At 59.6% G+C, this 17,551-nt stretch carries 21 protein-coding genes and 3 tRNA genes; 5 read left to right on the forward strand and 19 right to left on the reverse strand.

The features are described from left to right. Nucleotides 1-7 precede the first annotated feature (7 nt). Entirely contained in the window at nt 8-1,159 is a 1,152-nt protein-coding gene (locus tag HY896_04995; protein MBI5575703.1) for a deoxyguanosinetriphosphate triphosphohydrolase, read from the reverse strand. Then, the gene (locus HY896_05000) at nt 1,152-2,690 is read right to left on the reverse strand and encodes a GGDEF domain-containing protein (GenBank protein MBI5575704.1); all 1,539 of its coding nucleotides are present in this window, start codon (nt 2,688-2,690) and stop codon (nt 1,152-1,154) included. Before HY896_05000 ends, HY896_04995 begins: the two co-directional genes overlap by 8 nt. Nucleotides 2,691-2,803: 113 nt before the next feature. Between HY896_05000 and HY896_05005 the strand changes: the two genes are divergently transcribed. Genes HY896_05005 through HY896_05020 form a run of 4 tightly spaced genes read left to right on the forward strand, consistent with a single transcriptional unit; the run spans nt 2,804 to nt 6,043 of the window. Then, nucleotides 2,804-3,403 (forward strand): hypothetical protein, encoded by a 600-nt coding sequence (locus HY896_05005; protein ID MBI5575705.1) that lies wholly within the window; start codon nt 2,804-2,806, stop codon nt 3,401-3,403. Then, nucleotides 3,400-4,950, forward strand: coding sequence for a hypothetical protein (locus HY896_05010; GenBank protein MBI5575706.1), 1,551 nt, complete (start codon nt 3,400-3,402; stop codon nt 4,948-4,950). The genes HY896_05005 and HY896_05010 overlap by 4 nt, the downstream gene beginning before the upstream one ends. Continuing rightward, nucleotides 4,947-5,465: a TlpA family protein disulfide reductase gene (locus HY896_05015; protein ID MBI5575707.1), complete on the forward strand. Its 519-nt coding sequence runs from the start codon at nt 4,947-4,949 to the stop codon at nt 5,463-5,465. Before HY896_05010 ends, HY896_05015 begins: the two co-directional genes overlap by 4 nt. 2 nt (nt 5,466-5,467) lie before the next feature. Then, the gene (locus tag HY896_05020) at nt 5,468-6,043 is read left to right on the forward strand and encodes a TlpA family protein disulfide reductase (GenBank protein ID MBI5575708.1); all 576 of its coding nucleotides are present in this window, start codon (nt 5,468-5,470) and stop codon (nt 6,041-6,043) included. Here HY896_05020 and HY896_05025 read toward each other — a convergent pair. Further along, complete coding sequence (locus HY896_05025; GenBank protein MBI5575709.1) at nt 6,014-6,679, reverse strand: hypothetical protein; 666 nt, start codon at nt 6,677-6,679, stop codon at nt 6,014-6,016. The genes HY896_05020 and HY896_05025 overlap by 30 nt on opposite strands. 142 nt (nt 6,680-6,821) lie before the next feature. Here HY896_05025 and HY896_05030 point away from each other — a divergent pair, with 142 nt between their 5' ends. Further along, complete coding sequence (locus HY896_05030; protein MBI5575710.1) at nt 6,822-7,016, forward strand: helix-turn-helix domain-containing protein; 195 nt, start codon at nt 6,822-6,824, stop codon at nt 7,014-7,016. Here HY896_05030 and HY896_05035 read toward each other — a convergent pair. The 16 genes from HY896_05035 to HY896_05110 all read right to left on the reverse strand — a co-directional run bounded on the left by HY896_05035 (nt 7,000) and on the right by HY896_05110 (nt 17,498). Continuing rightward, nucleotides 7,000-7,076: transfer RNA gene (locus HY896_05035), tRNA-Arg, on the reverse strand. The two genes, HY896_05030 and HY896_05035, sit on opposite strands and share 17 nt — an antisense overlap. Before the next feature lie 27 nt (nt 7,077-7,103). After that, a complete protein-coding gene (locus HY896_05040; GenBank protein MBI5575711.1) occupies nt 7,104-7,625 on the reverse strand; it encodes an adenine phosphoribosyltransferase in 522 nt (173 codons plus the stop codon). Further along, the gene (locus HY896_05045) at nt 7,622-8,113 is read right to left on the reverse strand and encodes a M23 family metallopeptidase (protein ID MBI5575712.1); all 492 of its coding nucleotides are present in this window, start codon (nt 8,111-8,113) and stop codon (nt 7,622-7,624) included. The genes HY896_05040 and HY896_05045 overlap by 4 nt, the downstream gene beginning before the upstream one ends. Next, entirely contained in the window at nt 8,110-8,760 is a 651-nt protein-coding gene (locus HY896_05050) for a protein-L-isoaspartate(D-aspartate) O-methyltransferase (GenBank protein ID MBI5575713.1), read from the reverse strand. Before HY896_05050 ends, HY896_05045 begins: the two co-directional genes overlap by 4 nt. Continuing rightward, entirely contained in the window at nt 8,754-9,512 is a 759-nt protein-coding gene (gene surE / locus HY896_05055; GenBank protein ID MBI5575714.1) for a 5'/3'-nucleotidase SurE, read from the reverse strand. The genes HY896_05050 and surE overlap by 7 nt, the downstream gene beginning before the upstream one ends. Nucleotides 9,513-9,543: 31 nt before the next feature. Then, nucleotides 9,544-9,620, reverse strand: a tRNA-Pro gene (locus HY896_05060). 71 nt (nt 9,621-9,691) lie between these two features. Beyond that, nucleotides 9,692-10,057: a phosphomannose isomerase type II C-terminal cupin domain gene (locus HY896_05065; protein MBI5575715.1), complete on the reverse strand. Its 366-nt coding sequence runs from the start codon at nt 10,055-10,057 to the stop codon at nt 9,692-9,694. Between the two features lie 16 nt (nt 10,058-10,073). Beyond that, the gene (locus HY896_05070; protein MBI5575716.1) at nt 10,074-10,430 is read right to left on the reverse strand and encodes a MerR family transcriptional regulator; all 357 of its coding nucleotides are present in this window, start codon (nt 10,428-10,430) and stop codon (nt 10,074-10,076) included. Between the two features lie 20 nt (nt 10,431-10,450). Further along, a complete protein-coding gene (locus HY896_05075; protein MBI5575717.1) occupies nt 10,451-10,738 on the reverse strand; it encodes an integration host factor subunit alpha in 288 nt (95 codons plus the stop codon). Nucleotides 10,739-10,762: 24 nt separating this feature from the next. Continuing rightward, nucleotides 10,763-13,171, reverse strand: coding sequence for a phenylalanine--tRNA ligase subunit beta (locus tag HY896_05080; GenBank protein MBI5575718.1), 2,409 nt, complete (start codon nt 13,169-13,171; stop codon nt 10,763-10,765). A 31-nt stretch (nt 13,172-13,202) separates the two neighbouring features. Continuing rightward, on the reverse strand, nt 13,203-14,237 hold the full coding sequence (pheS, locus tag HY896_05085; GenBank protein MBI5575719.1) for a phenylalanine--tRNA ligase subunit alpha: 1,035 nt from the start codon (nt 14,235-14,237) through the stop codon (nt 13,203-13,205). Between the two features lie 15 nt (nt 14,238-14,252). Continuing rightward, nucleotides 14,253-14,609, reverse strand: coding sequence for a 50S ribosomal protein L20 (gene rplT, locus HY896_05090; GenBank protein MBI5575720.1), 357 nt, complete (start codon nt 14,607-14,609; stop codon nt 14,253-14,255). Nucleotides 14,610-14,633: 24 nt separating this feature from the next. Next, nucleotides 14,634-14,831, reverse strand: coding sequence for a 50S ribosomal protein L35 (gene rpmI / locus HY896_05095; GenBank protein MBI5575721.1), 198 nt, complete (start codon nt 14,829-14,831; stop codon nt 14,634-14,636). Continuing rightward, on the reverse strand, nt 14,831-15,469 hold the full coding sequence (locus tag HY896_05100; GenBank protein ID MBI5575722.1) for a translation initiation factor IF-3: 639 nt from the start codon (nt 15,467-15,469) through the stop codon (nt 14,831-14,833). The genes rpmI and HY896_05100 overlap by 1 nt, the downstream gene beginning before the upstream one ends. A gap of 11 nt (nt 15,470-15,480) precedes the next feature. Beyond that, nucleotides 15,481-17,331: a threonine--tRNA ligase gene (thrS, locus tag HY896_05105; protein MBI5575723.1), complete on the reverse strand. Its 1,851-nt coding sequence runs from the start codon at nt 17,329-17,331 to the stop codon at nt 15,481-15,483. A 90-nt stretch (nt 17,332-17,421) separates the two neighbouring features. Then, nucleotides 17,422-17,498, reverse strand: a tRNA-Val gene (locus HY896_05110). Between the last annotated feature and the right edge of the window lie 53 nt (nt 17,499-17,551).

Here is a 17,551-nt window from a genome sequence, read left to right on the forward strand (position 1 = left end):
TGCCTGCTCAAACCCTCACGAGAGGATCGAAGAGTTTCCGGTATTCTTCCATGGCGTAGCGGTCGGTCATCCCCGCGATGTAATCGCACGCCACCCTTCGCACCCCGTCCGATTTCACGCGTGAATATATGTGCGGCGGCAACTGCTCGGGCCGCTCGCAATAGGAGCGGAACAGGTCTCCGATGACGCGGCGCGCCTTCTGCTCCATCCTGATCACGCGGTAATTTCCGTACATCTCCTTGAGGAGAAAGCCCTTCAACTCGGCTTTCCTGGCCGAGAATCGAGCGTCGAATGCGAGGCAGCGGCTCCTGCAATTTCGGCCGTCGTCGGGCGTCCTGATGCCGTTCTTCTCCAGTAGACCGAAACTCGTTCTGATCAGGTTTTGTGTGAGCATGGATATCATTTGCGATATCGAGCGGGACCACAATATTTCTTCATCCATCGCTTCATGTTCCCTGACGGCCGCAACCGCTTCCCGCCACAACTCCACCGATTCCAGGGAGGCAGGCGTCAACATCCCCGACCGCAACCCGTCTTCCACGTCGTGGTTGCAATATGCGATCTCGTCGGAGATATCGGCGACCTGGGCTTCGAGGCATGGAAACCCCGGCGATTCGAAACCCGGGACCGGAGGCGGATTGTCGTATTCCGAACTGTGCTTGCAGATGCCTTCGCGAACCTCGTACGTCAGGTTCAGGCCGTCGAAATGCGGATACCTCTTTTCCAGAACGTCGACGACACGCAGGCTCTGCAGGTTGTGTTCGAATCCGCCCTCCCCTTCCATCAGGGCGTCCATGACACGCTCTCCGGCGTGCCCGAAAGGGGTATGCCCAAGGTCGTGCGCCAGCACGATCGCTTCCGTCAGGTCCTCGTTGAGACGAAGCGCGCGTGAAACGGAGCGGGCGATCTGCGAAACTTCGATCGTGTGCGTCAGGCGCGTGCGGTAGTGGTCGCCTTCGTGGTTAACGAATACCTGTGTCTTGTATTCGAGACGGCGGAAGGCCGCGGAATGGATAACCCGGTCGCGATCCCTCTGGAAGACGGACCTGAACGGATCTTCCTGCTCCGCATGCTTCCTGCCTCGCGACAGGCCGCTTTTCACGGCATACGTCGCGAGACGCTCCGATTCCAGCCGCTCCAGTTCCTCCCTGTCAAACATGGGCCTTGACGACCACGCGGTTTTTCCCGGCGCTCTTCGCGCTGTAGGCGGCCTCGTCGGCGTACCGGACGAGCTGGTCTTCCGTGGCCGCTCCCTCTTCCGCAGTGTATATTCCGATGCTTACCGTGAGATGCACCTCTCCCGGCACCTGGGGAAGGAAATCATGCCTGGCCACTTCCGTCTTGATGCGCTCCGCCAGCATGAGCGCCCCGGCGGATGTCGACTCCGGAAGGATGACCGCGAATTCTTCCCCTCCGTAACGGGCGACGATGTCCGTGGCCCGCGCGCAATTCCTGAGCAGGTCGGATATCTTCCGAAGGGCAAGGTCCCCAGCGAGATGGCCGAAGCTGTCGTTGAACCTCTTGAAGTCGTCGACGTCGATAATCAGCAGGGAAACGGAATGCCGGTACCGGCGCGCTCTCTCCAGTTCCCGGCGAAGCTGCTGGTAGAACTCTCGGTGATTGTAGAGGCCGGTCAATCCGTCCGTTATGGACATCTTTCGCATGTTTTCGTGCAGCTCCACCACTTCGAGCGCCATGGAGGCCTCGTTGGCGAGTGTGACGATCGGGACGACCGTTTCCCTCGACACCTTCCTCGACTCCTCCCGCGTGCGCACCGCCAGCACCGCCGTCTGCGAAAACATTTCGCACAGTGCGCAGGCTTTTCGCCGTTCCGGAACGGGGATGGAGGCGTTGGAAACGCAATCCGCGGAGTGCTCCACCCAGCACCGTCCGCTCCTGGAAAGGTACGCCGTGCAATCGACGTTTCCGCAGTTTTTCACCTCCGAGCATCTCGCGCCGGTCTTCCTGGAAACGGGAAGAATGAAAAACGCCCCCTCGCCGACGACGATCCCGTCCTCGCGGCAATGCGGATTATCCGCGAGCGACCCGGAAAGAATGGAGTTCCCCGACCAGACAGCGCCCGCGAGCAGGGATTCCTCGCTCCATACGGGAACCTTGACCACCGACGGACCGGTGGCGATATCGAATTCCTCGTGAAACGCAAGGTATCCGTCCCTGTCTACCACCCCGAGCGTCGCTCCCTGGAATCCGAGCCCTTCACGTATTCCTTTCTGCAGTGCGTCGAATACCTCTTCCATCCGGAAAGAGCCGAGCATCTTCTTCGTGCACCGGTGGTGCGTGAGCAGATCCTGGTGCATCTTCGCCAGCTCGATAAGACGCTGGTCCTTCATCTGCTGGCGTTCCTGCTTTAGAAGGGCGACTTCAGCCGATAATTGCTCGATCTTGTCCTTTACCGAATCGGCGAGCCCCATAGGATCGTTCCGGCATGGAATTTCCTCCCCGTGCTCCTTCAATGCATCCGAAAGGAGATCGACGGAATAATCGGCGGGTTTCAGATACCGCAGGTACATGAGGATGAAGCCGAATGCGGTCATGATGTGCTTTACGGTTTCAGTCGAAGAACGGTCGGAAAATACGAACGAGATGAATATCAGTATCAGGACGACCGCCAGGAGAAGGTCGCTTTTTCGACCGGGCGCCGAAAGTTTTTTCCAGACCGGGTTCTTCACGTTTGGCGATTCTCCATTACATTCTGGTAAATTTTACGCCAAAACGGCCGAAAAGTTTAAGAAGGCAGGAAAAAATCCTGCAAATATCCGATCGTCCGTTCCCGGAGGCGTCGATGGGCAGCGCGAACCGCAGAAAATACCTGATCGATATTCGAACTCAGGGACCGTTCCTGTTGAAGGCCGGCTCCATCTGCGCCGCGGGGACCCTGCTCCTTTGCGTCCTCCTTTATTACCTTGCTGACGAGGAAATCGCCCGCAATTTTTACAGCGTCCATCTGCGGATCCGCAACACCTGGCAGATCCTTTTACCCGCGGTGCTGATCAGCGGCGGGATCTCCTTCTTCCTGACGATCGCAGCAATCCTGTATCTCGCGCTCAGGGAATCGCACCGCCTCGGCGGACCGATATACAAGTTCAACATCCTGTTCGCCCGCCTCGAGTCGGGGAATTTCGCCGCCGATTTCCATTTTCGCCGCGGGGATCTGCTTTATGCAATGGGGGAATCTTACCGGGCTGCGCTTCAGGCGAACCGGGACCGCATCGCCGCCGTTCAGGAGCTTGCCGATTCGGCGGATTCCCTTGCGCACGATCTTCGATCCAAGTTCCTCCTGATCCCGCTTCCTCCGGAGGAAAGGTCGGTTCTCGACAAAACCGCGGAAACGATCTTACGTCTCAGGGAAGCTTCACTTGCCTTCGACAAGGGAACCGCGTGATCAAGAAAGCCCTGCCGCTTGTTGCCGCCCTTGCGGCGTATGCGGCCATTTACGCCGCGTTCTCGTGGTGGCGCACCGGCGCCGCATCCGCGAACCCGCACGCTTTCATGAAGGACCCCGCGCATTGCGCGGATTGCCACATGGAAGCCCGCCCGGAACCCGGCAGGCCTTATGCCACGATGAATTTCCGGAAGGACATCTACAGCCTGTGCGTTTCCTGCCATCCGATGCATACATACCATCCGGTCGAAATCGCTCCGGGGCGAGAGCGAGGCAAGGCGCTTCCGCTCGATATCGACGGCGCCATGACGTGCATCACGTGCCACGCTCCCCACGCTCCCGCCCACGGAGACACGCTATACACGGGAAGGACGCTGTTCGAGAAGTTGAGGGACGTCGCATTCCCGTATCTCCCAGGCAAGTACCGCACGTATTTCCTGAGGATGCCGACGTCCGCCGGCGAGCTCTGCGAATCCTGCCACAGCATCCGTAACATGAAGGAGCGGATAGACGTCGTTCGCGTGGACCCCGCGAAATATGCGGGCGCAAGGGCATGCGCCGGTTGCCATCCCGGACAGTTCCGCATGTGGGAAAAGACGCCGCACGCGCGGATGATGCGGAATCCCCGCCTGTCTCCGGATGCGGTGCTCGCGAAATTTTCCGATTCGCCGCCCCTTCTCTCGTCCGAAATCGCCTACGTGCTGGGAAGCCGGAACGTGCAGCGGTTCATCAGCCGCAAGGGGAACGATCTTGTGGTGCGCACCCCGATCTGGCTTGTGCGCTCGAAACAGTGGAATCTGAAATACTGGCGTGAGATGAACTGGTTGAAGTCGTGCGCAGGATGCCATACCACCGGTTTCGATCCCAATCTCGGCACGTTCGCGGAGAAAGGGATATCCTGCGAGGCGTGCCACGGTCCGGGTAAACGCCACGCCGCAACGGGAAATTCCGGGGACATCGTTCATCCCGGCAAGATCCCCGAGGCGCGCCGCGCCATGATATGCGAATCCTGCCACACGGCCGGACACGACATGACGGGGGAATTCAGCTATCCCGTCGGGTTCGTCCCGGGAGCGGATCTGCGGCAGTACTTCCAGGGATTGACCCCCAGGCCCGGCCAGGACGACAGGTCGTTCAAGGGAGACGGAAGTTACACGGACCGCCACTCGCAGTATCTCTTCTGGCGGTCACGGATGCTTCTCATGGAAGGTGAAACCTGCGACCTCTGCCGGAATTTCCGGGTCGGGAGAACGGAGGCGTCCGGAAACGGAACGAAGACGATGACCGCGCAGGAATTCTGCCTCTCCTGCCACGACGGCACGATCGTTCCGCTTCCCCGGGAACATTCGTCGAAAGCCATGGGCGGCGCCGCTTGCCTGTCCTGCCATCCCCCGGCGCGAACCGTGAACGGGGAAACCACCGTCCACGACCATCGCTACATCCCGGCGGAAGCGCTTGCGAAAAACGACTATCTTCCCGCGCCTGATTTCCGTAGCATCTGCTTCAGATGCCATCCATCGCCAGGAAAGGAAACCGAACGATCATGAAACGAATCGCGGCGTCTCTCGCCTGCACCCTCGTTCTTGCCTTTTTCGCCGTGCCCGCACAGGCCCTCTGCGTGGAGGTGGGAAAGAACGTTCCCGACATCAGCCTGCCGAAACTCGAAGGGGGGACGCTTTCGCTTTCCTCGTTGCGCGGAAAGATAGTGCTTCTCGCCTTCTGGGCTTCGTGGTGCCCCCGATGCGAAGAGGAGCTCACGTTCCTCCAGGGGGTCTACAAGACGAGCCCGGATATCGTCGTCGTCGCGATCAACCAGGAAAGCCAGAACATCTCACAGGCCCACATCGAGCGGATCCGCAAAACGCTGAAGGAGTGGAAGATCGATTTCCCGGTCCTCGTCGACCGCAACCTCGAAGCGTGGAACGCGTTCTGCATTAACGCGCTTCCGACCAGCATCATCCTGGACAAAAAAGGGGTCGTGAGGTTCGCGGAACCGAACTATTACTGGGCGTCGCAGGAAAAGATAGCCGACGTGATCACGGCCATCCGTTTGGGAAAATAGGCGTGGCGCCTTTTCCGGCGCGGATATCCGCCCCGTTTCTCGCCGCCGTGTTTCTGGTTGCCGTCGCATCGGCGGGCGCAAGCCGTGCGGGCGAACCGGCCTCCTTGAGGCCTCTCATCCGTTCGGGAGAAAAAGCCCCCGCTTTCACCCTTTCCGATCTCAAGGGAAAACGCGTCGCATACCGTCCCGAAGGCGGGAAACCCTCGCTGGTCGTCTTCTGGTCCGCGTTCTGCCCGCTCTGCCGGGAATTGACTCCTTCCCTGAACGATATCGCCCGCCGATACGGGTCTTCCGTCCGGATCGTCAGCGTGAACCTCGATGGAAAACGTTTTTCCAATGCCGTTCAGTCGTTCGTCCGTGAATCGGGCGTATCCTACCCGGTTCTTTACGACGATATACGCGGCGATCTGTTCATCGCATCGGATCCGTACGGAATAGAAAAGACGCCCACGGCCGTGCTGGTGGACGCGGCGGGCACGGTGCGAGCGACGTTCGTGGCGGAAGGCGTACGAGGGCTTTCCTCCGAATTCGAAAGGATCGTCGGCGGATTAAAAAAGGGAACGGGCGTAAAGAAGTAGCTTCCGCGCGTCGTTACCCGATGCGTACATCCATTTCCTGTAGACCGAAGCGGCTCCCTTCCAGCCCGCGGCGGTACCGGGCGCAAGAAGGCAGGGAATCCACAACAACAGGAACAGAAATACCACGGCCCCCGAGAACAGGCGGCCGCTTCGTTTCACATCCGGCTGTCCCCTGAAAAACCCTTCCACGGAAAAAACCAGGTGCATCGAAAAAAGGAAGGAGGCCGTCGCAAGGTAAACGTCAGGCACCCACGGCGAAGCGGAACGGAGGATCAACGCGGCGCACGCGGCTGCGATGCTGTACAGGGGAAAAACATAAGGCGCAAGATCGATCGCAAAGTTCGTCCGATCGATCACGACTTTTCCGCCGTCGCGGGACGTGATGTGAAACGAATGGACCTTTCGGAAAAAAAGTTTCGCCGCGAGAAGGTGGGAGAACTCGTGGCTCCAGAGGTACATCCTTTCGGGTTTCCGTATGAAAAAATGCGCAGCAAGATACAGCGCCGCTCCGCCGGCAAGTATCCAGCCTTCCTCTCTTGTGTACATGCCGGCCGCCTGCGCCGGGAAACCGTAAAGAAGAATCCCGAATACGACCAGCAAGGGTATGCCCGCGAGCGAAAAGAGAAAAATCCTCATAGGCCTTTTCGTATTCCCGAATGGAAACCGTATTTCACCGTACGGATAAAACGAATATTTATTATGGCTATCTGTCCTGTTTACATATTTATAACATTATGTTATTTATTACCTAATTCAATCCGCAGGAGAAATTCACCGTTTGGACGCGTTTCCCAGCATTCTCAAGACCCGCGACCTGGCGATCATCCTCGACATGAGTCCTGATGCGGTGAACGACATGGCCCGCAAAGGCATCCTGAAGGGTTTCAAGAGCGGTAACCAGTGGCGTTTTCGCCGCAAGGACATCGAGAGGTTCCTCGGAAAAGAACAGAGGAAGATGGCGCCCCCGGGGTGACTCGAACACCCGGCAAACGGTTTAGGAAACCGCTGCTCTATCCGCCTGAGCTACGGGGGCGTGTTTCGGCTCCAACGACCCGTTTCCCTACCCGTTGAACTTCAGCAGGGAAAACACCTTCCGTCCTTTCAGCTTTTCCCTTCCTTTCAGATCCGTCAACTCGGCAAGGAAACAGCATTCCACAATTTCCGCCCCCAGCTTGTCCAGCAACCCGGTCACGGCCGCCATCGTTCCGCCCGTCGCGAGCACGTCGTCCGCCACGATCACCCGCATTCCGGGACGAATGGCGTCTTCGTGGATCTCCAGCCGGTCCTTCCCGTATTCGAGGTCGTAGGCCGCGGACACGGTGCGATAAGGAAGTTTTCCGGGCTTTCTCACCAGGAGGACTCCCGTTCCCAGCTTGTACGCCAGCGCGGCGCCCATGATGAAACCCCTCGCCTCCACTCCGACGACCGCATCGATCCCCGCATTGAAATGCCTGTGCGCCATGAGGTCGATCGCGCGCTGAAACGAGGAAGAGTCGGACAGAAGCGTCGTTATGTCCTTGAACTGGATCCCCTTCTTCGGAAAATCGGGAATGTTCCGTATCCTTTTTTTTAGTTCCCTCATCGAGTCGGTTCCAACTCCTTGATGTATTCCCGGGGGTCCACTGCGCCATCACCAACCCTGATTTCGAAATGAAGGTGTGGAGTGGTGGCGTTCCCGGTTTTTCCCACGGTCCCGATCATGGCTCCGGCCGGCACCGCATCACCGGATTTTACATGAATTTCCCGTAAATGTCCGTAAAGCGATGTGATCGTTCCTCCGTGGTCGAGAGCGACCGCATTCCCGTATCCCTTCCACTTGTCCCCGGCGTAGAAGACGAATCCGGATTCAGCCGCGCAGACCGGCGTGCCTTCCGGCGCGGACATGTCGACGCCTTTATGCTGCCGGTCTCCCCGGCCTCCGAAGCCGGAGACGATCCTTCCGTCCACGGGGCGCCGGAACCGCCGCAGGGCGGCATCGACGGATTCTCCGGGGCTGCGGAGTCCCGTCACCGCCGCGCACCCGTTCAGCACGACGGCGAAAACCAACAGCGGCAATATCAGCCGACTCATTCCGGAAATCCGAACCTGCCGATGAGCGGGACGAACCGGCACCCTCCGAGGAATTCCTTCCTGGCCTTGCCCGAGTCCTTGGTCACACGTATCAGATCCTGCTCCCACCGTCCCCCGATGGGAATAACCGCAATGCCGCCATCCGCAAGTTGTTCGAACAGCGGCTCCGGGACGCGTGGTGCGGCCGCCGTGACGAGAATCCTGTCGAACGGAGCCTCCCCGGGACATCCCATGGTGCCGTCTCCGGCCAGGAAGCGGATGTTCCCGATTCCAAGTTCCTTGAGGACTTTTTCAGCGGTCTCCTGAAGGGAGCCTATCCTCTCCATTGTGACCACTTCCTTCGCAAGCCGGCATAATACGGCTGTCTGGTAGCCGGAACCGGTGCCGATTTCCAGCACCTTCTCTTCGCCCGACAGGGAGAGGGCCCTGGTCATTTCCGCGACGATGTACGGCTGGGAGATCGTCTGCCCTTCACCTATTGGAAGCGGCCCGTCGTCGTAGGCACGCTCGGACAGGTGCGGCGGCACGAAGAAGTGACGGGGGATTTCCATCAAGGCGTCGAGGAGACGCTCGTCATGGATACCCCGGGAGCGGATCTGCTCCGCAACCATGCGCCGCCTGATCGCGTAGAACCGGTCGTTCACCATTTCCAGCGGCGAAGCGCGCGCATGGAAGCGTAGTTGGTGAGATCGAGGTGGATCGGCGTAACCGAGATGCAATTTTTCTCCACGGCCTCGAGGTCGGAGCCCGGAATGTCTTCCCGGTCCGGTATGTCGCCGCCGATCCAGTAATATTTTCTCCCCCGCGGGTCTTTCTTCTCGACGATGGAATTGCCGTAGATCCGCTTTCCCTGGCGGGTGATCCGAATCCCTCGAACCTCGGCGGCCGGCACATTGGGCAGGTTGACGTTCAGGAAGGTGTCCTTCGGAAGCCCGTGACGCAGCACTTTTCGCGCGACTCGAAGCGCGAAATCGGCGGCCTCCGCGAAACGGAACCTGCTGCGGGCGGCAAGCGACACGGCGATCGACGGGATTCCCAGGAGAGTACCCTCCATCGCTGCTGACACCGTCCCGGAATACGTTATGTCGTCCCCCATGTTCGCCCCCTTGTTTATGCCGGAGGCCACGAGCGCGATCTTTTTTTGTCGAAGGATCCGGTTCACGCCGAGGTTCACGCAATCGGTGGGAGTTCCGTCCACTGCGAAAACGCGGTTTTCCAGTTTTTCGATACGAAGGGGGTGCGCCAGCGTCAATGCATGGCTTGCGGCGCTTCTCTCCCGGTCGGGTGCGACTACGTAGACGGTTCCGATGGAGCGCAGAGCATCCGCGAGCGCGGCGATGCCCTCCGACCTTACTCCGTCGTCGTTGCACACAAGGATTATGGGCTGAATTCGTTTCAAGACCGGGGGATCGTGTTAAGGGAATGTAAAATGGTCGGGGCGACTGGACTTGAACCAGCGACCCCTTGCACCCCATGCAAGTGCGCTACCAGGCTGCGCTACGCCCCGACCCAGGGAAAGCATATTACCTGTCCATACCGGATATGTCACGCCCAATCTGCTCATCAATAATGTTAACATCATGCCCGGCCGAAATCGTCCTCGATCCGCTCGATGTCGTCCTCGCCGAAGTATTCCCCCCGCTGCACCTCTATTATGACCAGGTCGCCGGTTCCGGTATTCATTACGCGGTGAAACGTCCCCGCCGGTATGTCGACGGATACGCCCGGCTCTACGCGGATTTCCTTCTTCCCCTTCGTCACCGTGCCTTCACCGAAAAGCACGTGCCAATGCTCCGTGCGGAACCTGTGTCTCTGCAGGCTAAGCCGCTTGCCGGGCAGCACGACGAGCCGCTTCACCTTGTGATCTTTTTCGTCGGCGAGCACTGCGAAGGACCCCCACGGGCGCCTTTCCGCCCCGGGCGTTTCGACTTTTCGCGGACGGATTGAAGGATGCACGGGCTTAATTTTTCAGTATCTCCCTGATCTTGACGAGGTCTTTCTTAACGCGTTGAAGCAGGGCGCCGCGCTTTTTCTCTTCCAGTCCCAAATCGAGCTGTTTCGTCTTTCTCTTCAACGCATCCTTTAACTTCCTGCGCGCACCTTCGATCGTGAACCTCTCTTCGTAGAGAAGGCGCTTGATCTCGATAAGCGTATCCAGCTCCTGCCTGTTGTAGACGCGGTGCTTCGAGCGGTTTTTTGAGGGAGTGAGGCGGAATTCCGATTCCCAGAAACGCACTACATAAGGCTCTACACCGAGGATTTCGCTGACCTCTCCGATTTTGAAGTAAAACTTGTCCGGAATCGCGGGCCTCGTCACGCATGCCCCTGACTGTCGCTTCAGGACTTCTGGTCGTTTATGTGCGCTTTCAGGATCTGGCTGGGCCGGAACGTGAGGACCCGTCGTGCCGTGATCTGTATGTCGTCTCCGGTCTGCGGATTGCGTCCCTTGCGCGGGCGCTTGTCGCGCAGGATGAAGTTGCCGAAACCGGATATCTTTATTTTCTCCCCGGTTTTCAGGCTGTTCTTCATCGTATCGAAAATCGCTTCCACGATATCCTGCGACTCCTTCTTCGACAGCCCGCCCACCTTCTCGTAGACGATCTCGACCAGTTCGGCCTTCGTCATGTATCCCCTCCCTCCCGGCGCGTTTTATGACGTGCGAATTTTGCCGCCGAAGCGATTCTCCAATAATTTTACTATCTTGGTATGTATACTATTAACGTCGGCGTCCGTCAAGGTTCTGTCCGTGGGCTGGATTTTCACCCGGATCGCGACGCTCTTCAAGCCCTCGCCGATTTTTTCCCCCGTAAACACATCGAAAACCGTCGCCGATTCCACTTCCTCTGCAGCGGAAGAAACCATCGCAAGGACGTCGCCGACGGGAACCCCGTCCGAAAGGACGCAAGCGATATCGCGGATAACGGGTGGAAATTTCGGCACCGCACGGAATTGCGCATCCCGCTTCGCTGAGCGAGTAGCGGCTTCAATCCTGATTTCGCCGTAATAAACCGTACCGGGGATTTCGAGCGCCGACGAAAGCTCCCGGCGGACGGCCCCCAGCCAGCCGATCGTATCCCCATCCTTCAATATTTCCGCCGCCTTTCCGGCTGCGAGAAACGGCTTCGCCGCCGTGGGCACGAAATGGAAGGGAGCGGTATCGAGGAACGAAAGAAGCGATTCGGCGACGGCCTTCGCATCGAAGAAATCCACGGCGCTCTGCCCGCCGCTCCAGTTTTCCGGAAGCCGCTTCCCGTACATCACGAAGCCGAGCCTCGGCTCTTCGAAGTGGCCTTCCGAGAGGCTCTTCCCGTAAGCCTTTCCGGTTTCGAACAGGCGCACGTCTTCGACGAAACGCCGCAGGTTCGACGCGACATTGTGCAGCATCCCCATCAGCAGGTGAGGGCGCATCATGGTCATGTCGTCCGAGATGGGGTTGGCGAGCCGCATCGCATCCGGTGGTTCGAATCCCAACAGGGCAGCGTGCTGCGTCCATTCCTTTTCCGGCACGAAGGCGAAGTTGATCGCCTGGGTGAATCCCGATCCCCTCAGGAATTCGGAAGCGTCCTCCGCCATCTTCACGAACCGGTCGTCCGCGGAGAACTCCGGCGCGCCGGATTCCGGATACGTCGTGGGAATCCTGTCGTACCCGGTTATGCGGGCCACTTCCTCCACGAGGTCGATCTCACGCTCGACGTCGAACCTGTGCGGAGGGACGGATACGAGCCATCTCCCCTCCCCTTCGTCCTTCACGGGAAAATCGAGCCTTCTGAATACGTCGGCGCATTCTTCCACGGAGCACTCCGTTCCGAGTATCCGCCCCGCCCTGGCCGGGCGAAAACGCACCGACCGCGAAAAGTCCTTTTCACCTCCGAAGTCGTACGTGCCTTTCGCGGCGGTAAACGTCGCGAAGCGGGAAAGTAGGCAAACCGCCCTGTCGGCGGCGTACATCGTTCCTCCCGGGTCGACGCCGCGCTCGAACCGGTAAGAGGATTCCGTCGACAACCCGAGACGCCTCGAGGTCCAACGTACGGACGCGGGCTCGAAATGCGCGCTTTCGAAGAGCACCCTCTTCGTCGAGTCCAGCACCTCGGTGTTTTGCCCTCCCATCACTCCTGCAACAGCCACCGGCCCCTCGCCGTCCCAGATCAGCAGCATTTCGGGCCGGATCTCCCTCGCGGCGCCGTCAAGCGTGACGTAGGAGCGGGGGATTCCCGACCGCTTGACGTCGATCGTGCGCCCCGCCAGCCGGTCCAGATCGAACGCGTGCATCGGCTGTCCCAGCTCGAGGAATATGTAGTTCGTGATGTCCACGATGTTGTTGATCGGCCGCACGCCGCACAGCGAGAGGCGGCGCTGCATCCAGCCGGGTGACGGCGCTATCGTCACATCGGCGATAACACGCGCCGAATAGCGGGGGCAGAGATCGGCGTCCGTCACGCCCACGGTGGCGAAATCCGCGATGGAAGGTCCGTTCTCCACGACGTCCGCAGCCGGCACCGCGACCTTTTCGCCTGTGATCGCTGCGACTTCCCGCGCCACGCCGAGGACGCTCAGGCAATCCCCGCGGTTCGGTGTAATCTCGACTTCCAGCAGCCAGTCAGAAAGACCGATGGCTTCGGCGATGGGCTTCCCGAGCTCCGATTCCGGCGGAAGGATCATGATCCCCGCCGCTTCCTCGGAGATCCGCAGCTCCATCTCGGAGCAGAGCATGCCCTCGGAAACTTCCCCCCGGATTTTCGCCTTCCTTATCTCCATTCCGTTCGGGAGCTTCGCTCCTACGCGGGCAAGCGCGACGACGTCGCCCTGCTTCATGTTTTTCGCGCCGCAGACGATGGGATATTCCTTCGCACCGTCGGTGACGCGGCAAACCGAGAGCTTGTCGGCGTCGGGATGTTTACCCTGCGCCAGTATTTTCGCCGTAACGACGTTTTCCAGCCCTTCCCCGAGGAAACGGCAGGATGAAACTTCCACGCCGGCCATAGTCAGGGCTTCCGCGATTTCGGCGGGAGACAACCGGGTATCGACGAACTCCTTCAACCATTTGTACAGGATCTTCACTTGCGCGTTCCTCTTGAGTAGTTGCGTGCGGCTAAAACTGCGAAATGAAGCGGATGTCGTTCTCGAAAAACAGCCGTATGTCGTTTACGCCGTGCCGCAGCATCGCGATGCGCTCCACGCCCATCCCGAATGCGAACCCGGTGTATTCTTCCGGGTCGTACCCCACGAATCCGAAGACGGCGGGATCGATCATCCCGCAGCCGAGTATTTCGAGCCATCCCGTGTCCTTGCAGACCCGGCAGCCGTTTCCCCTGCAGATTACGCAACGGATATCGACTTCCGCCGACGGCTCGGTGAACGGGAAAAAGCTCGGGCGGAACCGCAACGGCAGCCCCGCACCGAACACCATCCGGCAGAACTCCGTGAGCAGGCCCTTCAGGTCCGCCATCGTGATGCTGCGGTCGACCGCGAAGCCTTCCACCTGATGGAACATCGGGCTGTGTGTGACGTCGGAATCGCACCGGTACACCGCCCCCGGCGCGATCACGCGGACGGGAGGTTTCATCGCTTCCATCGTCCTGATCTGGATGGGGGAGGTGTGCGTGCGAAGGACTAGGTCCATCTCCGGCCAATCCATGTAGAAGGTGTCCTGCATGTCCCTGGCCGGATGGTCCTTCGGGATGTTGAGCGCCTCGAAGTTGTAGTAGTCCTTTTCGATGTCCGGCCCGCCCCGGACGGAAAACCCCAGCCGCTGGAACACGGAAACGATATCGAACAGCGTCCGGGATATCGGGTGGCGATGGCCGACGGCCGGGGTTCTGCCCGGCAGCGTCACGTCCAGCCGCCCGCTTCCTTCCTTCGCGATGCGTTCCTTCTCGCGGATCGCTTCGAGGCGCGTCTCGAACGCAGATTCCAGCGCTTTTCGCGTCTCGTTTGCGGCGGCGCCTATCCGTTTCTTTTCATCCGCCGGGAGGTAGGCTACGGTCTTGAGTATCTCGGAGACCGCACCCTTCTTGCCGAAGTATTTCCCCTTCGCTTCGAGAAGGACGCTCTCGTTTCCGGCGGCGGAAATCGCGCGCAGGCCCTCTTCCAGCAGCTCCTTCAAACGGCCGGATTCGTCAGCCAACCGGTATCAGCCTCCTCACGCGATGGCGGCCTTCGCCGCGTCGGCAAGGGCCCGGAACCCGGCAGAGTCGTTCACCGCCAGGTCGGCAAGGATCTTCCGGTCGACCTCGATCCCCGCTTTTTTGAGGCCGAAAAGGAATTGGCTGTATGAAAGCCCGTTTTCGCGGGCCGCGGCGTTGACGCGTACTATCCAAAGGGACCGGATTTCCCGCTTCTTCGTCCTGCGGTCCCGGTAGGCGTATCGCAGCGCCCGGGCGATCGACTCCTTCGCCGAGCGGAGAAGGCGCCCTCCACCCCCGCGGAATCCCTTCACCATCTTGAAAACCTTGCGGCGCTTCTTATGCGAGTGTACGGATCTTTTTACGCGTGGCATTTTCGGTCTTCCTCTCTCTTTTTCCTAAAGATAGGGCAGCAGGCGGCGGATCGACTTCTCGTTCGCCGAACCGACAAGCGCGCCCTTTCGCAGTCCCCGCTTCCTCTTCCGGCTCTTGGTGCTAAGGATGTGGCTCTTGCCGGCCTTCGCGTGCTTGATCCCGCCTCTTCCGGTGGCGCTGAAGCGCTTCTTCGCGCCGCGGTTCGATTTCATCTTGGGCATCAGTTCCCCTCCTGTTTTTCCGCCGGGTTCGCGGGAGTTGCCGATTGCTGCTTCGCAGCCCCGCCTCCCGCCTCCGGCGGCTTCTGCCCCGCCGCCGGGGGCGGCGCGCCTGCCGGCTTTTTCTTGTGCGCCGTCGGGGCGACGACCATCATCATCGTCTTCCCCTCCATCTTGGGCGTCGACTCTACCTTGGAAAGGTCGCCGATCGAATCCAGGATGTGTTTCAGAACCTCGAAACCGCTCTGGGATGCGTATGCCAGTTCCCTTCCCCTGAACCGCACGGTTACCTTGACCTTGTCGCCTTCCTCAAGGAACCTGCGGATGTGTTTGATCTTGACGTTCAGATCGTGATCGTCGGTCTTCGGCCTTACCTTGATCTCCTTGACCTGGATCACGGTCTGTTTCTTTCGTGCTTCCTGTTCACGCTTGCTCTGCACGTACTTGAACTTGCCGTAATCCATGATCCGGCAGACCGGGGGAACGGCGCCGGGCGCCACCTCCACCAGGTCGAGGTCCAGGACCCGGGCCCTCTGCAAGGCATCGTGGATCGAAACCACCCCCAACTGCTCGTTGTTCGCGCCCACCAGGCGCACCTCGGAAACATGGATCTGCTCGTTGATTCTCGATTCCTTGCTGATGGCTCCCTCCTTTAGTTTGCGGTTGATTCCGTCTCGTCCCTGAGTATGCCCAGAAATTCCTCGATGGACATGGGGGAAAGCTGCTGCCCGCCCCGTTTCCTCGGCGACACCTGCCGCTGTGACTCTTCCTTGTCGCCCACGACCAGCGCATAGGGGACTTTCCCCAGCTGCGATTCGCGGATCTTGTAACCCAGTTTCTCGTTTCGGAAATCCCCTTCCGCGCGGAATCCCTGCGCGCGCATCCGGTCCACAAGTTCTCCCGCGTACCCGTTCTGCCGGTCGGTGACTGGCAACACGTCCACCTGCACCGGTGCGAGCCAAACCGGGAACGCGCCTGCGTAATGCTCCACCAGCACGCCGAAGAATCTCTCGAGCGAGCCCATCAATGCACGGTGGATCATTATCGCCTGCCGCGTCGTCCCGTCCTCTGCGGCGAACCCGACGTCGAACCGCTCCGGGTTGTTGAAATCCACCTGGATCGTCGAGCACTGCCAGGATCTTCCGAGCATGTCCTTGATCTTGATGTCGATCTTGGGACCGTAGAACACCCCTTCGCCCGGGTCGACCTCGAACGGAAGCCCTTTCCTCTCAAGGGCCTTTTTCAGCGCAGCTTCAGCCTTTGCCCAATTGTCCAGCGTTCCTGCGTATTTATCCGGACGAGTCGAAAGAAATACATCGTATCTATCGAAGCCGAACCTGCGCAGCACGAACAGCGTGAAATCGAGGAGCGAATAGATCTCCTCGTCAAGCTGGTCAGGCCGAAGGAAGATGTGGGCGTCGTCCTGGGTGAATCCGCGGACCCTCAAAAGGCCGTGAAGAGTTCCGGACGGCTCATACCTGTACACAGTGCCCAGCTCCGCATAGCGAACGGGCAGCTCGCGGTAGGACCTGGGCCTCGATTTGTATATTTGTATGTGGAACGGGCAGTTCATGGGTTTCAGCTGGTAATCCTGCCCCTCGACCTCTATCGCTCCGAACATGCTCTGTTTGTAGAAGTCGAGATGCCCGCTCACCCGCCACAGGTCGAGCCTGGCGATGTGCGGGGAGAACACAAGGTCGTATCCGGCTCGCGCATGCTCGTTCCGCCAGAAATCTTCCATTATCCGGCGGACGACGGACCCCTTGGGATGCCACAGGATCAGGCCGGGGCCGATATCTTCGTTCACGCTGAAAAGGTCGAGCTCCCTGCCGAGCCTGCGGTGGTCGCGCTTCTTGATCTCTTCGAGCAGCGCAAGGTGGGCGTCGAGCTCCTTCTTCGACGCGAATGCGCATCCGTAAATACGGGTGAGCATTCGGTTCTTCGAATCCCCCCGCCAATACGCTCCCGCCGTGTTCATGAGCTTGAACGCGCCGATCCTGCCGCTGCTGGGCACGTGCGGTCCCCTGCAAAGGTCGAGGAAATTCCCGACGCGATACAATGTCACGGTGCTGTCGGGGATGTCCGCGAGGAGTTCCTCCTTGTACGGTTCCCCGGGGAACCTCAGGCGCGCATCCTCCTTCGTTACGACCTCACGAGTGAAAGGATAGTCCGCCTTGACGATCTCACGCATCTTCTCCTCGATGCGGGAAAGGTCCTCCGGAGTGAACGGGGACGGCACGTCGAAATCATAGTAGAAGCCGTTTTCTATCGAAGGCCCGATCGTGATCCGCGCGTCCGGGAACAGTTCCTTTACCGCGGCGGCCATGACGTGCGCGGTGCTGTGCCGCACGATGCCGATGCCGTCGTCATCGACCGGAGTTATCCAGTCGACCTCTTCCCCATCGGGAGCCTGGCGGGAAAGGTCCACGAGCACGCCGCCGACGCGCGCGGCTACAGCAACCTTGGCCTTTCCTTTCGTTTTCGCAAGCTCCAGCAGCGTCATTCGCCTTCCTTCGTCATTGCGGCAATCTCCCGGCGCACCGACGGTCCGGCGCCTTGCTTATCGACGATCCACCGTGCCGGGAAGAGAAAATGGTGGGCGATACTGGACTTGAACCAGTGACCCCCTGCATGTCAAGCAGGTACTCTAACCATCTGAGCTAATCGCCCCCGTAGACATCGAACAAGTATTAGTAACAAAACTAACCGTAAGATGTCAATTA

The sequence above is a fragment of the Deltaproteobacteria bacterium genome, assembly GCA_016218975.1.
Classification (GTDB): domain Bacteria; phylum Desulfobacterota; class Deferrimicrobia; order Deferrimicrobiales; family Deferrimicrobiaceae; genus JAENIX01.

Coding starts and splice junctions, on each gene's coding strand:
- HY896_05045 (MBI5575712.1), bottom strand. CDS start 8,113: ATGAGTCGGCTGATATTGCCGCTGTTGGTTTTCGCCGTCGTGCTGAAC.
- thrS (MBI5575723.1), bottom strand. CDS start 17,331: ATGACGCTGCTGGAGCTTGCGAAAACGAAAGGAAAGGCCAAGGTTGCT.
- HY896_05075 (MBI5575717.1), bottom strand. CDS start 10,738: ATGACGAAGGCCGAACTGGTCGAGATCGTCTACGAGAAGGTGGGCGGG.
- HY896_05005 (MBI5575705.1), top strand. CDS start 2,804: ATGGGCAGCGCGAACCGCAGAAAATACCTGATCGATATTCGAACTCAG.
- rplT (MBI5575720.1), bottom strand. CDS start 14,609: ATGCCACGCGTAAAAAGATCCGTACACTCGCATAAGAAGCGCCGCAAG.
- HY896_05015 (MBI5575707.1), top strand. CDS start 4,947: ATGAAACGAATCGCGGCGTCTCTCGCCTGCACCCTCGTTCTTGCCTTT.
- HY896_05040 (MBI5575711.1), bottom strand. CDS start 7,625: ATGAGGGAACTAAAAAAAAGGATACGGAACATTCCCGATTTTCCGAAG.
- HY896_05050 (MBI5575713.1), bottom strand. CDS start 8,760: ATGGTGAACGACCGGTTCTACGCGATCAGGCGGCGCATGGTTGCGGAG.
- HY896_05025 (MBI5575709.1), bottom strand. CDS start 6,679: ATGAGGATTTTTCTCTTTTCGCTCGCGGGCATACCCTTGCTGGTCGTA.
- rpmI (MBI5575721.1), bottom strand. CDS start 14,831: ATGCCCAAGATGAAATCGAACCGCGGCGCGAAGAAGCGCTTCAGCGCC.
- HY896_04995 (MBI5575703.1), bottom strand. CDS start 1,159: ATGTTTGACAGGGAGGAACTGGAGCGGCTGGAATCGGAGCGTCTCGCG.